14 protein-coding genes are annotated in these 13,154 nt (G+C 54.1%); 6 read left to right on the top strand and 8 right to left on the bottom strand.

What is annotated here, in order from left to right:
* Positions 1–110 precede the first annotated feature (110 nt).
* Together degQ and degS are read left to right on the top strand one after the other, a co-directional pair.
* Positions 111–1,484, top strand: a complete 1,374-nt coding sequence (gene degQ / locus AC6I77_RS01840; RefSeq protein WP_008925399.1) for a serine endoprotease DegQ — start codon at positions 111–113, stop codon at positions 1,482–1,484.
* 89 nt (positions 1,485–1,573) lie between these two features.
* Positions 1,574–2,635 carry an outer membrane-stress sensor serine endopeptidase DegS gene (gene degS, locus AC6I77_RS01835; RefSeq protein WP_003848295.1) on the top strand — a complete coding sequence of 354 codons (1,062 nt, stop codon included), beginning with the start codon at positions 1,574–1,576 and terminating at the stop codon, positions 2,633–2,635.
* A gap of 151 nt (positions 2,636–2,786) precedes the next feature.
* Here the strand turns inward: degS and epmA are convergent, their stop codons facing one another.
* Complete coding sequence (gene epmA / locus AC6I77_RS01830; RefSeq protein ID WP_008925398.1) at positions 2,787–3,764, bottom strand: elongation factor P--(R)-beta-lysine ligase; 978 nt, start codon at positions 3,762–3,764, stop codon at positions 2,787–2,789.
* Positions 3,765–3,899: 135 nt separating this feature from the next.
* Here epmA and AC6I77_RS01825 point away from each other — a divergent pair, with 135 nt between their 5' ends.
* Positions 3,900–4,424, top strand: coding sequence for a lipocalin family protein (locus tag AC6I77_RS01825; RefSeq protein WP_039658952.1), 525 nt, complete (start codon positions 3,900–3,902; stop codon positions 4,422–4,424).
* 55 nt (positions 4,425–4,479) lie between these two features.
* On the opposite strand, the gene AC6I77_RS01820 is transcribed toward AC6I77_RS01825, so the two are convergent.
* The 3 genes from AC6I77_RS01820 to efp form a co-directional block, all read right to left on the bottom strand.
* The gene (locus tag AC6I77_RS01820) at positions 4,480–4,614 is read right to left on the bottom strand and encodes an entericidin A/B family lipoprotein (RefSeq protein ID WP_003848302.1); all 135 of its coding nucleotides are present in this window, start codon (positions 4,612–4,614) and stop codon (positions 4,480–4,482) included.
* 101 nt (positions 4,615–4,715) lie between these two features.
* Positions 4,716–4,847 (bottom strand): entericidin A/B family lipoprotein, encoded by a 132-nt coding sequence (locus AC6I77_RS01815; RefSeq protein ID WP_003848306.1) that lies wholly within the window; start codon positions 4,845–4,847, stop codon positions 4,716–4,718.
* 51 nt (positions 4,848–4,898) lie between these two features.
* Complete coding sequence (gene efp / locus AC6I77_RS01810) at positions 4,899–5,465, bottom strand: elongation factor P (protein WP_008925396.1); 567 nt, start codon at positions 5,463–5,465, stop codon at positions 4,899–4,901.
* 43 nt (positions 5,466–5,508) lie between these two features.
* Here efp and epmB point away from each other — a divergent pair, with 43 nt between their 5' ends.
* Positions 5,509–6,537 carry an EF-P beta-lysylation protein EpmB gene (gene epmB, locus AC6I77_RS01805; protein WP_033743098.1) on the top strand — a complete coding sequence of 343 codons (1,029 nt, stop codon included), beginning with the start codon at positions 5,509–5,511 and terminating at the stop codon, positions 6,535–6,537.
* Positions 6,538–6,590: 53 nt separating this feature from the next.
* Here epmB and AC6I77_RS01800 read toward each other — a convergent pair whose 3' ends face one another.
* From AC6I77_RS01800 to AC6I77_RS01785, 4 genes are all read right to left on the bottom strand, one after another.
* On the bottom strand, positions 6,591–6,938 hold the full coding sequence (locus tag AC6I77_RS01800) for a DUF4156 domain-containing protein (RefSeq protein WP_008925394.1): 348 nt from the start codon (positions 6,936–6,938) through the stop codon (positions 6,591–6,593).
* Positions 6,939–7,261: 323 nt separating this feature from the next.
* Positions 7,262–8,911, bottom strand: coding sequence for a chaperonin GroEL (gene groL, locus AC6I77_RS01795; RefSeq protein WP_003848314.1), 1,650 nt, complete (start codon positions 8,909–8,911; stop codon positions 7,262–7,264).
* Between the two features lie 49 nt (positions 8,912–8,960).
* Complete coding sequence (locus AC6I77_RS01790; protein ID WP_003848316.1) at positions 8,961–9,254, bottom strand: co-chaperone GroES; 294 nt, start codon at positions 9,252–9,254, stop codon at positions 8,961–8,963.
* 229 nt (positions 9,255–9,483) lie between these two features.
* Complete coding sequence (locus tag AC6I77_RS01785) at positions 9,484–9,945, bottom strand: FxsA family protein (protein ID WP_181405311.1); 462 nt, start codon at positions 9,943–9,945, stop codon at positions 9,484–9,486.
* Positions 9,946–10,273: 328 nt separating this feature from the next.
* Here AC6I77_RS01785 and aspA point away from each other — a divergent pair, with 328 nt between their 5' ends.
* Together aspA and AC6I77_RS01775 are read left to right on the top strand one after the other, a co-directional pair.
* Positions 10,274–11,710 carry an aspartate ammonia-lyase gene (aspA, locus tag AC6I77_RS01780; RefSeq protein ID WP_003848319.1) on the top strand — a complete coding sequence of 479 codons (1,437 nt, stop codon included), beginning with the start codon at positions 10,274–10,276 and terminating at the stop codon, positions 11,708–11,710.
* A 111-nt stretch (positions 11,711–11,821) separates the two neighbouring features.
* On the top strand, positions 11,822–13,123 hold the full coding sequence (locus tag AC6I77_RS01775) for an anaerobic C4-dicarboxylate transporter (protein WP_008925391.1): 1,302 nt from the start codon (positions 11,822–11,824) through the stop codon (positions 13,121–13,123).
* Positions 13,124–13,154 lie beyond the last annotated feature (31 nt).

The raw sequence follows: 13,154 nt of genomic DNA, 5'->3' as shown, positions 1-13,154 counted from the left end.
TCTTTTTGGGGCGCAGCCTGTCTGCGCCCACTGAATTTGCGAACCCTGACCGCAAACGACTGTCACATTGATTAATTCCTCCCACCTTTTGCAGCGAGAGCGTTGTAGCAATGAAAAAACAAGCACGCCTGTTTAGCGCATTAGCCCTGAGTATTGGGATGAGTCTTGCCGCCGCGCCAGACGCGATGGCAACGCTGCCAGCACAAATTGCGGGCCAGCCGCTGCCGAGTCTGGCGCCGATGCTGGAGAAAGTGTTACCCGCCGTGGTCAGTGTTCACGTGGAAGGCACCGATTCAGGTGCACAGGCTCAGGATATTCCTGAACCGCTTAAGCGCTTTTTCGGCCAGATGCCTGGCGGGAATAGCCAGCCTCAACCGTTTGAAGGTCTGGGGTCTGGCGTCATTATTGATGCCGCCAAAGGTTACGTACTGACCAACAATCATGTGGTCAACGGTGCTGATAAGATCAGCGTACAGCTTGGCGACGGCAGCGAATATGATGCCAAACTGATCGGCCATGATGAGCAGACCGATATCGCGCTGATTCAGATTCAGGGCGCGAAAAACCTTACGCAGGTGAAAGTTGCGGATTCTGATCAGCTGAAAGTGGGCGACTTCGCGGTGGCGATCGGTAACCCGTTTGGTCTGGGACAGACCGCCACGTCCGGGATTATCTCTGCGCTGGGCCGTAGCGGCCTGAACCTGGAAGGGCTGGAAAACTTTATTCAGACCGATGCTGCGATTAACCGCGGTAACTCAGGCGGTGCGCTGGTCAATCTTAACGGCGAGCTGATCGGTATCAATACCGCTATTCTCGCCTCCAGCGGCGGAAACATCGGTATCGGCTTCGCCATTCCCAGTGATATGGCTATGAACCTCGCGCAGCAGCTGATCAAGTTCGGTGAAGTGAAGCGTGGTCAGCTGGGTATTAAAGGCACTGAAATGACGGCCGATATGGCTAAGGCCTTTAATGTCGATGCGCAGCGCGGTGCCTTTGTTTCTGAAGTCTTACCGCAGTCTGCCGCACAGAAAGCGGGCGTGAAGTCAGGCGATATTATTACGTCCATCAACGATAAGCCGATTACCAGCTTCGCTGAGTTGCGCGTAAAAGTCGGCACCACACCGCCAGGCGAACAGGTCAAACTCGGCCTGCTGCGTGAAGGGAAACCGTTAACGGTTACCGTCACGCTGGAGCAGAGCGCCCAGACTACCGCGAGCGCACAGCTGATGTCCCCTGCGCTTCAGGGCGCAACCCTGAGTGATGGACAGACGAAAACCGGGGATAAAGGCGTGAAGGTCGATACCATCGAGAAAGGCACACCCGCTGAGCAGGTGGGTCTGCAGAAAGATGATGTGATTATCGGTGTTAACCGCAACCGGGTTCAGACCATTGCTGAAATGCGTAAAATACTGGAGGGTAAACCGCCGGTGCTGGCTCTGAATGTAGTGCGTGGCGATGAAAGTATCTATCTGTTGTTGAGATAAACCTCGCATTACGGCGGACACAAGCACGTGTGTGTCCGCCGCTCTCATGCTATTCTCCCCTGCGATCTCCCCTGGCGTGATTTAACACCATGTTTCTTAAACTCTTGCGTGCCGTGGTGCTGGGCCTGATTGTGGCGGGTATTTTGCTCGCAGCACTGCCTGCACTACGTATGGGCAGCGACGCCCTTTATAACCACGAAAATATTACCGACGAAACGCCCTTTAGCTTCAATCAAGGGGTGCGACGCGCCGTGCCTGCTGTCGTGAACGTTTACAATCGCAGCGCCCACACCAACAACAATCGTGGGATCACTACCCTGGGTTCAGGGGTGATCATGAATGTTAAAGGCTACATCCTTACCAACAAGCATGTTATCAACAATGCTGATCAGATCATCGTGGCGCTGCAGGATGGCCGCTTCTTTGAAGCGACGCTGGTGGGTTCCGATGGAATGACCGACCTGGCGGTTCTCAAGATTACGGCCTCCGGCCTGCCGGTTATCCCGATTAATCCAAACCGTCAGCCGCACATTGGTGATGTGGTGATGGCGATCGGCAATCCTTACAACCTCGGTCAGACGGTGACGCAGGGCATTATCAGCGCCACGGGCCGCGTAGGTCTGAGTTCGTCAGGCCGACAGAACTTCCTGCAGACCGATGCCTCAATCAACCAGGGTAACTCCGGCGGTGCGCTGATTAACTCGCTCGGCGAGCTGATGGGTATTAATACCCTGACCTTTGATAAGAGCAATGATGGTGAAACACCGGAAGGAATTGGTTTCGCCATTCCAACGGTCTTAGCCTCAAAAATCATGGATAAGCTGATTCGTGATGGTCGGGTCATCCGCGGCTATATCGGCATTACCGGGCGTGAGTTACCGCCGCTGCATGGACAGGGCAGCAATCTGGATCGGGTTCAGGGCATCATTGTCAGTGTGGTCACACCAGACGGGCCCGCAGATAAAGCCGGGATTCAGGCCAACGATGTGCTGCTCAGTGTAAACGGCAAGCCGGCCATTTCCGCACAGGAGACGATGGATCAGGTGGCAGAAATTCGCCCGGGTTCAGTGATTGAGGTGCAGGTGCTGCGCAACGATCAGAAACTGACGCTGCCGGTGACCATTCAGGAATTTCCGGACAATAGTAACTAGCTAAAACCGGAGCCAGGTCAGGGATGGCCCAGCTGATCGAAAAGAAGGCCGCCATCCATGGCGGTCGGCCTCGCCATCCTGGCTCGGACGCTTTGCTCTTCATCCGGGCCAACCCTTCCCCACTATTCCGTCACCGTTTGTGAATAACCGATTAGCAGCGATCCACCGGAAACGCGATCACGTCACTCAATGACTCCGCTTTCAACGCCAGCATGATCAGACGATCAACACCCAGCGCGACCCCCGAACAGGCTGGCATACCATGCGCCAGTGCATCCAGCAGATAAGTATCAATGGGATGTACAGGCAGGCCACGCGCCGCACGGCGACGGTTATCCTGCTCGAAGCGCTGACGCTGCTCACGGCTATCGGTCAGTTCACGAAAACCGTTCGCCAGCTCAATGCCCTTGTAATAGACCTCGAAGCGCTCAGCCACACGGTGATCTTCAGTACTGATCTCCGCCAGTGCTGCCTGGCTGGCCGGGAAATGATAAACGAAGCAGGGTTTATCCTGACCAATCTTCGGCTCCACGCCCAGCATAAACAGCAGCATCAGTAAGGTATCGCGATCTTCTTCTGCGCGCGCCAGCTCGCCTTCACCCAGCTTCTCAGCCGCTTCACGTAACTGCGCTTTATCCGCAGACAGCGGGTCCAGCTCCAGATGACGGATAAACGCCTGCTGATAAGAGAGCGACTCTGCGCTGTCACACTCCAGCACCTGCTGCATCAGATCGTCGACTTCATTCATCAGGCGGTACATGTCGTAATGCGGACGATACCACTCCAGCATGGTGAATTCGGGGTTGTGGTGACGTCCCGCCTCTTCATTGCGGAAGCTGCGCGCCATCTGGTAAATCGGGCCACTGCCTGCCGCCAGCAGGCGCTTCATATGATATTCCGGGCTGGTCATCAGCCAGAGATCGCGCCCCTGCGCCGCGCCAGGCCCGACAAAACGCGTCTGGAATGGCACCAGATGGATATCGGTAATCGTTGCCTGACTCATCGCCGGCGTATCCACTTCCAGCACGCCGCGATCGGCAAAGAAACGACGCACTTCAGCTAAAATAGCGGCGCGTTTTAACAAATTGGCGATGGATGCGCTTGGTTGCCAGCTTGCCGTTTCGCTCATGGTGATGACTCCTGATACAAATTAGGGTGGGAAGTCTACCTGCAATGCATGTGGCAAACAATCTCGCGCCTATGCTGCCAATAACAGCGTTTCAGCTTCTATACTTAAGCGGTTAAATCACAAAGGAATCCCACTATGTCTCCATGGAAAACAGTTGTTGCCAGCCTGAGTGCTTTTCTCTCAGTCGCCTGCAGTACCACGCCGCCAAAAAACGTCACGGTCATAGATAACTTCGACAGCCAGCGCTACCTTGGTCAGTGGTATGAGATTGCCCGCCTTAATCACCCTTTTGAGCGCGGCCTTGAACAGGTAACGGCAAACTACAGCCCACGTGATGATGGCGGTCTGAAAGTGATCAATCGTGGCTACAACGTTAAAAAGCAGCGCTGGCAGGAGAGCGTGGGCAAAGCCTATTTCACTGGTGAGCCACAGCGTGCATCCCTGAAGGTCTCTTTCTTTGGCCCCTTCTACGGCGGCTACAACGTTATCGCACTGGATCCCGATTATCGCTATGCGATGGTGTGCGGCCCGAATCGCCACTATCTCTGGATACTGTCACGCACACCGCAGCTGGAGCCGGGCGTCAAAGAGAAACTGGTTGAACAGGCACGTCAGAACGGTTTCCCGGTGGAAGAGTTAATCTGGGTAAAACAGAAATAGTGCAAAAGCTGGCAAGCCGGTACGAAAAGCATTTCGTACCGGTTGGAATAACAGGTTACTTCGTGCTGTTCTGAATCGCCTGGCCACCCGCTTCGACATCTTCACCGACGCCACGTGTTGTATTACACGCCGTCAGCAGAGAAGAGAGCACCAGTACAGAGAAGATTGCGGCAATACTTTTCTTTAACATAACAATGTCCTTTTTGATGGATGTAAAGTACAGCGCTTTAAGCATAGCCGGATTTACGGCAGTTGCTGCTGGCGCGACTCTAAAAAAGACAATCCGTTAGGTCATTTTGCCGCACGGGAAATGGCACCACCTAAGTGGGAGACGTCTTCGCCAAAACCGTGGAATGTGTTGCAGGCGCTTAACGCAGAAGAGACCAGCAACGCGAACGCGATTAATTTTGCCAGCTTGATCATTTTTTTCTCTCAGACAAGAAAAAGGCGCATCCGGAGATGCGCCTGCGAATCTTATTTCACGCGTGACACGTATTCGCCAGAGCGGGTGTCAACTTTGACCACTTCGCCCTCTTGCACGAACAATGGCACTTTCACCACGGCGCCGGTAGACAGCTTGGCTGGCTTGCCGCCAGTACCCGCAGTATCACCTTTCAGGCCGGGATCGGTTTCGATAACTTCAGCTTCGATAAAGTTCGGCGGCTGAACGGCGATCGGGCGACCGTTCCACAGCGTAACGATACACTCAGCGTTATCCTGCAGCCATTTCGCTGCATCGTTTACCGTTTTCTCTTCAACCTGGAACTGCTCAAAGCTTTCCGGGTGCATGAAGTGATAGAACTCACCGTCGTTGTACAGGTAGTTCAGGTTGGTATCTACAACGTCTGCGCCTTCGGCGGAGTCGGTAGATTTAAAAGTTTTCTCAACGCGAGAACCCGTCAGCAGGCGACGCATTTTAACGCGTGCGAATGCCTGACCTTTACCCGGTTTAACGAACTCACTGGATTCGATGGCATACGGCTCGCCTTCGAACATGATTTTAAGACCGGGACGGAAATCGTTGCTAGAATAAGTCGCCATGAAGGCCCTCTACGAAAATTGACACTGGTACTAAGCCAAAAAAATGGCACACATTGTAACCCTAAAAACACCTTCCAGAGAAGATTGGTTGCAGCAACTTGCGGATGTTGTCACCGAACCTGATGAATTACTGCGGATTTTAGCCCTGGATCAGCACACCGAGCTGGCTGAAGGTGCGGATGCGCGGCGTCTTTTCGCCTTACGGGTACCGCATGCGTTCATCCGCCGGATGAAAAAAGGCGATGCGCACGACCCACTGCTGCTTCAGGTACTGACCCGTCGCCAGGAATTCATCGATGCGCCAGGTTATAGCACCGATCCGCTCGATGAACAAAGCAACGTTGTGCCTGGATTGCTGCATAAATACCGAAACCGGGCATTATTGCTGGTAAAAGGCGGTTGTGCCGTTAACTGCCGCTACTGCTTCCGCCGTCATTTTCCCTATCAGGATAATCCCGGCAATAAGCGTAGCTGGCAGGCTGCACTGGACTATATCGCCGAACATCCCGAGCTGGATGAGATCATTTTTTCCGGCGGCGATCCTCTGATGGCCAAAGATCATGAGCTCGCCTGGCTGATCGCCGCGCTGGAACAGATCCCGCATCTCAAACGTCTGCGCATTCACAGCCGCTTACCGGTCGTTATACCGGCGCGTATTACCGAACAGCTCTGTCAGATGCTAAGCGATACCCGACTGCAGGTGATTATGGTGACGCATATTAACCATGCGCAGGAGATTGATGAGGCGCTGCGTGAGTCGATGATCAGGCTGAAGCGTGCCGGTGTGACCCTGCTGAATCAGAGCGTGCTGCTGCGTGGCATCAACGATAATGCCCAGACGCTGGCTACCCTGAGCAATGCGCTGTTTGATGCCGGTATTCTGCCCTACTATCTGCACGTGCTGGACAAAGTCCAGGGCGCCGCGCATTTCTTTGTCTCAGACGACGAGGCACGCCAGCTGGTTCGGTCCCTGTTGTCACAGGTCTCCGGCTATCTGGTGCCAAAGCTGGCGCGTGAAATCGGCGGTGAGCCGAGTAAAACACCGTTAGATTTGCAGTTACGTCAGGAATAAAAACGGCCAGCGCAAGGCTGGCCGGTTGAATACGGTAGGATGCCCGACTCACACTATGGGCACTTATAAACCTGGCCAGTCATTTTGCTGTCGAGTGGCGCGAACGCGGACAACAGATTCTGCGTCGGGCTGGTGGCACCATAAATCACGTTGCCGCCCATCTCGGCTGCACGATTGCGCAGATCATTGGCCGCACCACGCAGTGCGCTGGTTTCACCGCCTGCACCGCTCAGCCAGTTGCTCTGTGAGCCGGTGATATTGCCCAGAAGCTGACAGTTATTGCCAGGCTGCTGATCGGTAAACGTCACACGCTGCCCCGCTGAAGAGAGTTGCGTAGAGCTGCTGCAGCCCGCCAGCAATAACGCGCCAGCCGTCAGTCCGAGCAAGAGGTTAATCCGCATTGTAATCCCCATTTATTATCATCAGAGTCGGGTGGCAGCGTAGCAGAAAAAGATCTCTTTTTTCTGAACATTCATTGCCTTAATCCCGTTATATCATCTTCATATTTCATACTGTATTCAGGCCAGCAGAGTGGCGCGTCTCGGTAACTTACGATAATAAGTCCATCCGGCGAGGCGGCAGCAGTCAGCGTGCAGACAGCGGAAGATATCAAGAGGAAAGACGAACGATTGCGACACTACTTATACTATTTTCCTGCCCAAAAGAAAAACCCCCGACCGTTTCCGATCGGGGGTTCTGTGATGACTTAAGCAGTCAACGGCAATTACATCATGCCGCCCATACCGCCCATGCCACCCATACCGCCAGCGCCGCCGCCTAAATCAGGTGCGTCGCCTTTAGGCAGGTCAGTGACCATACATTCGGTGGTGATCATCAGACCTGCAACTGAGGCCGCGTACTGCAGAGCAGAACGGGTCACTTTGGTTGGGTCCAGGATACCGAAGTCGATCATGTTGCCATACTCTTCAGTCTGCGCGTTGTAACCGTAGTTACCGTCGCCCGCTTTCACGTTGTTAGCAACAACAGATGGCTCTTCACCGGCGTTAGACACGATCTGACGCAGTGGAGATTCCATCGCGCGCAGCGCAACTTTGATACCGACGTTCTGATCTTCGTTCTGACCACGCAGATCCGCCAGCTGTGCTGCAACGCGAACCAGCGCCACACCACCACCTGCAACCACGCCTTCTTCTACAGCAGCACGGGTTGCGTGCAGCGCATCTTCAACGCGGGCTTTCTTCTCTTTCATTTCAACTTCAGTTGCTGCGCCTACTTTCAGAACGGCTACGCCGCCTGCCAGTTTCGCTACGCGCTCCTGCAGTTTTTCTTTGTCGTAGTCAGAGGTTGCTTCTTCGATCTGCTGACGAATCTGGGTGACACGGCCCTGGATTGTCGCTTCTTCACCCACACCGTCGATGATGGTGGTGGTGTCTTTGTTGATCACAACGCGTTTAGCCTGGCCCAGATCTTCCAGAGCCGCTTTTTCCAGCTCCATACCGATTTCTTCAGAGATCACGGTACCACCGGTCAGAATAGCGATATCCTGCAGCATCGCTTTACGACGGTCGCCGAAGCCTGGTGCTTTCACAGCAGCCACTTTCACGATGCCACGCATGGTGTTAACCACCAGCGTTGCCAGCGCTTCGCCTTCAACATCTTCCGCGATGATCAGCAGTGGTTTGCCTGCTTTCGCAACGGCTTCCAGCACTGGCAGCATTTCACGGATGTTAGAAATTTTCTTGTCAGCCAGCAGGATGAACGGAGATTCCAGTTCAATCGCACCGGTTTCTGGCTTGTTGATGAAGTAAGGAGAGAGGTAGCCGCGATCAAACTGCATACCTTCAACCACATCCAGCTCATCCTGCAGGCCGGTGCCTTCTTCAACGGTGATCACGCCTTCTTTACCGACTTTTTCCATCGCCTGAGCAATCAGCTGGCCTACAGTTTCATCGGAGTTAGCAGAGATCGTACCCACCTGCGCAATGGCTTTAGAGTCTGAGCAAGGCACAGACAGCGCTTTCAGTTTCTCAACTGCAGCGATAACCGCCTGGTCGATACCGCGCTTCAGATCCATCGGGTTCATACCCGCTGCGACCGCTTTCAGGCCTTCGGTGATGATAGACTGAGCCAGTACGGTTGCAGTGGTGGTGCCGTCGCCTGCAGCGTCGTTCGCTTTAGAGGCCACTTCTTTCACCATCTGCGCGCCCATGTTCTCGAACTTGTCTTCCAGCTCGATTTCACGTGCCACAGAAACACCATCTTTAGTGATGGTCGGTGCACCAAAAGATTTATCCAGAACCACGTTACGGCCTTTCGGGCCCAGGGTAACTTTTACTGCATCTGCCAGTACGTTCACGCCACGCAGCATTTTTACGCGTGCGTCATTACCGAATTTTACGTCTTTAGCTGCCATCTTTAAATATCCCTTAAATTCGTTTCGTTCAGTGAATTACGCGTAAAAATTACGCTTCAACAACGGCCAGAATGTCGCTCTCAGAGATGATAAGCACCTCTTCGTTGTCGATTTTCTCGGTTTTAGCACCGTAACCTTCATTGAAGATCACGACGTCACCAACCTTCACGTCCAGCGGCTTAACGTCGCCACTCTCAAGGATGCGACCATTGCCGACAGCCAGAACTTCACCACGGGTGGATTTACCGGCTGCTGAACCGGTCAGCACGATGCCGCCAGCTGATTTAGCTTCAACTTCTTTACGCTTGACGATGACGCGATCGTGCAATGGACGAATTTTCATTTGATAGCTCTCCTTTGAGAAGTCCAATCATTCAGTTTTGGGGTTGAACACCGGGCTGCATGGCTTCCGGCCTCGTGACCAGAGAGATAGGGCCGCCACCACCCACTTTCAAGGGGGCGGACAACAAATTTTTTTATCCGGATGTGATAAGTGGTGACTTTTTAAACAGATGATGGGGTAAATAAAAAACGCAACCCGGAGGTTGCGCTTTCAGAGGCTTAAACTGCGGTTAACGATCCTTGTGATCGTCATGGTGCTCAAGGCGATCGCTATTTTTACGCTCGAACTCGCCATCCATGGTATAGCCGCTGTCAGGGCCAGCACCCGGTCCGCGCCAGACGCGCAGATGGGGCATCAGTTTCAGCGTCAGATGCTTCTGCACCGGTGGCAGCAACAGCAACAGACCCAGCAGATCAGTGAAGAAGCCAGGCAACAGCAGCAGGAAGCCCGCGATGATCAGTGACACGCTTTTTATCATCTCACTGGCCGGGCTTTCATTACGCGCCAGCTTCTCCTGCATCAGCATAAAGTTCTTCATGCCCTGATTTTTGACCAGCGACACCCCGATGCACGAGGTGAACACCACCAGAAGCATGGTAAGCAGCACGCCCATGACGTGTGCCACCTGAATGAAGAGTGAAATCTCTATCCAGGCCAGAATAAAAAAGACTAATAACGGTATCCAGCGCACCGTACTCTCCTGTAAGTAGGGGCTGAACGGCAGCGTGCCGGTCAGCAGAAAGCATTCATCCTGAGGATGATAAGAAAAGAGATGGGCACCCGCGCCGCCATTTTCAACCGATCGTATCAAATTTATCCTGCGGGGTTAATTTTGTAACCAACTTCACATATCGTTAACCAGACTGCAGCATTAAGTGATCTGCATGCGTGCTTTTCTTAAGCATCAGAATATGATCGCACACGCCCCTTTGAAGACGGATAATATGTCGGCACGGGCACACCACGACAAAATAAACACATCCTTTGTGATGGTTAGCGGCAACAATAAGAAGGTTATCATGGCGAACAACATTCGTATCGAAGAAGACCTGTTAGGCATGCGCGAAGTTCCGGCGGATGCCTACTATGGCGTTCATACTCTGCGTGCGATTGAGAACTTTTATATCAGCAACAGCAAAATCAGTGACATTCCTGAATTTGTCCGTGGCATGGTGATGGTCAAAAAAGCAGCGGCGATGGCCAATAAAGAGCTGCAGACTATTCCGCGCAACATTGCCGATACCATCATTAAAGCCTGCGACGAAGTGCTGAACAACGGCCGCTGTATGGACCAGTTCCCTGTTGATGTCTATCAGGGCGGTGCCGGAACCTCGGTCAACATGAACACCAATGAGGTGCTGGCGAACATCGGCCTGGAGCTGATGGGCCACCAGAAAGGGGAATATCAGTACCTCAACCCCAACGATCATGTGAACAAATGCCAGTCTACCAACGACGCCTATCCAACCGGTTTCCGCATCGCGGTCTACAGCTCGCTGCTGAAACTGCTTGATGGCATCAGCCAGCTGGCCGAAGGCTTCCAGCACAAAGCTGATGAATTCCAGACCATCCTGAAAATGGGCCGCACCCAGCTACAGGATGCCGTGCCGATGACTCTCGGTCAGGAGTTTCACGCGTTCAGCGTACTGCTGAACGAAGAAACCAAAAGTATTCTGCGCACCGCTGAACTGCTGCTGGAAGTGAACCTGGGCGCGACTGCCATCGGTACCCGTCTCAATACGCCGGATGGCTATCAGCATCTGGCTGTACAGCGTCTGGCGGAAGTCAGCAACCTGCCAGTAGTACCGGCGGAAGATCTGATTGAAGCCACCTCTGACTGCGGCGCTTATGTGATGGTCCATTCGTCACTCAAACGTCTGGCCGTGAAGCTCTCCAAAATCTGTAACGACCTGCGCCTGCTCTCATCCGGTCCGCGCGCGGGTCTGAACGAAATCAACCTGCCAGAGCTGCAGGCGGGCTCCTCCATCATGCCAGCCAAGGTCAATCCGGTGGTGCCGGAAGTGGTAAACCAGGTTTGCTTTAAAGTGATTGGCAATGACATCACCGTCACGATGGCCTCTGAAGCGGGTCAGTTACAGCTCAACGTGATGGAGCCTGTCATTGGCCAGGCGCTGTTTGAGTCAATCAGCATCCTGACTAACGCCTGCTACAACCTGCTGGAGAAGTGCGTCAACGGCATTACCGCCAACCGCGCAGTGTGCGAAGCCTATGTCTTTAACTCGATTGGTATCGTCACTTACCTCAACCCTTACATCGGCCACCACAACGGCGACATCGTCGGCAAAATCTGTGCGGAAACCGGTAAAAGCGTGCGAGAGGTCGTGCTGGAGCGTGGTCTGCTGACGGAAAGTGAGCTGGACGATATCTTCTCGGTACAGAACCTGATGTACCCGGTTTATAAAGCCAAACGTTATACCGATGAAAACGAACAGTAAGGCTTAACCGACGCTGGTTAACCAAAGGCACACCGCGATCAACACGGTGTGCCTTTTTTTTTGGTACACAGCACACCCCGGTTTTACCGATTTAATGTTCAGGAGTGATTCATGTTTGTGGTTGAGCTGATTATCGTCTTGATGGCGATCTGGTTGGGCGCACGTCTTGGCGGCATTGGCATTGGCTTTGCTGGCGGGATGGGCGTGTTGATCCTGACGCTGGGATTTGGCATGGCACCCGGCGCTATCCCGTTCGATGTGATTGAAATCATCATGGCGGTGATCGCGGCTATCGCTGCGATGCAGGTGGCGGGCGGCATGGATTATCTCGTCAGCCTGGCTGAACGCCTGCTGCGGCGTCATCCTCGCCATGTCACGCTGCTGGCCCCGCTGGTCACCTACCTGATGACGCTACTGGCCGGTACGGGTCATACCGCGTTCTCGACGCTGCCAGTGATTGCGGAAGTGGCGAAGGAGCAAGGCGTACGCCCTTCCCGGCCGCTGTCGATTGCGGTAGTGGCTTCACAAATAGCGATTACTGCGTCACCGATTTCAGCCGCCGTGGTCTTCTTCGCCACACTGCTTGAACCGCGCGGTATCGGCTATATCACCCTGCTGGCGATTGCCATCCCCTCAACCATGGTGGGTCTCTTCCTGGCCGCGCTGGTGACTAACTTCTTAGGCCGTGAGCTGAAAGATGATGAGGTTTATCAGGCCCGCCTCGCCAAAGGCGAAGTCACGCTGCGCGGCGCCAGCCGTTACCAGGCAAAACCGGGCGCGAAAAAATCGGTGCTGCTGTTTCTGACGGGCATTGTGGCTGTGGTGCTCTATGCCACCGCAACCAGCGCCAGCGTCGGGTTAATCGTCAATCCACCGCTGCCGCGCAATGAAGCGATTGTGGTGTTTATGCTGACCATCGCCACACTGATCAGCCTGACCTGCAAACTCGATACCAGTGAGATCCTCAGCGCCAGCACCTTTAAATCCGGCATGAGCGCCTGTATCTGCGTAATGGGCGTCGCCTGGCTGGGTGACACCTTTGTAAAAGCGCATCTGGCCGAGATTCAGATGCTGGCAGGAGATACGCTAAAAACCTATCCATGGATGCTGGCACTGGTGCTCTTCTTCGCTTCGATGCTGCTCTATTCGCAGGCCGCCACCACCAAAGCCCTGATGCCCGCCGCGCTGCTGCTGGGCGTGACGCCGCTGACGGCCATCGCCTCCTTCGCCGCCGTTTCGGCGCTGTTTGTGCTGCCGACCTACCCGACCCTGCTGGCCGCCGTTGAGATGGATGACACGGGCTCAACCCGGATTGGCAAGTTTGTCTTTAACCATGCCTTTATCATTCCAGGGGTAATTGCCATTGCGCTGTCGGTGCTCTCTGGCTTCGTCTTCGGTGGGTTGTTGTTATAGCCCGCTCATCGTGTTACGGATGGAGCGTGCT

This window comes from Pantoea sp. X-Soil-ISGK-259 (assembly GCF_059730705.1).
This window is presented reverse-complemented; position numbering and strand designations above follow the sequence as displayed.

Bases quoted from the DNA above. Each gene is read 5' to 3' on its own strand.
- degQ (WP_008925399.1), top strand. From the start codon at position 111: ATGAAAAAACAAGCACGCCTGTTTAGCGCATTAGCCCTGAGTATTGGG.
- degS (WP_003848295.1), top strand. From the start codon at position 1,574: ATGTTTCTTAAACTCTTGCGTGCCGTGGTGCTGGGCCTGATTGTGGCG.
- epmA (WP_008925398.1), bottom strand. From the start codon at position 3,764: ATGAGCGAAACGGCAAGCTGGCAACCAAGCGCATCCATCGCCAATTTG.
- AC6I77_RS01825 (WP_039658952.1), top strand. From the start codon at position 3,900: ATGTCTCCATGGAAAACAGTTGTTGCCAGCCTGAGTGCTTTTCTCTCA.
- AC6I77_RS01820 (WP_003848302.1), bottom strand. From the start codon at position 4,614: ATGTTAAAGAAAAGTATTGCCGCAATCTTCTCTGTACTGGTGCTCTCT.
- AC6I77_RS01815 (WP_003848306.1), bottom strand. From the start codon at position 4,847: ATGATCAAGCTGGCAAAATTAATCGCGTTCGCGTTGCTGGTCTCTTCT.
- efp (WP_008925396.1), bottom strand. From the start codon at position 5,465: ATGGCGACTTATTCTAGCAACGATTTCCGTCCCGGTCTTAAAATCATG.
- epmB (WP_033743098.1), top strand. From the start codon at position 5,509: ATGGCACACATTGTAACCCTAAAAACACCTTCCAGAGAAGATTGGTTG.
- AC6I77_RS01800 (WP_008925394.1), bottom strand. From the start codon at position 6,938: ATGCGGATTAACCTCTTGCTCGGACTGACGGCTGGCGCGTTATTGCTG.
- groL (WP_003848314.1), bottom strand. From the start codon at position 8,911: ATGGCAGCTAAAGACGTAAAATTCGGTAATGACGCACGCGTAAAAATG.
- AC6I77_RS01790 (WP_003848316.1), bottom strand. From the start codon at position 9,254: ATGAAAATTCGTCCATTGCACGATCGCGTCATCGTCAAGCGTAAAGAA.
- aspA (WP_003848319.1), top strand. From the start codon at position 10,274: ATGGCGAACAACATTCGTATCGAAGAAGACCTGTTAGGCATGCGCGAA.
- AC6I77_RS01775 (WP_008925391.1), top strand. From the start codon at position 11,822: ATGTTTGTGGTTGAGCTGATTATCGTCTTGATGGCGATCTGGTTGGGC.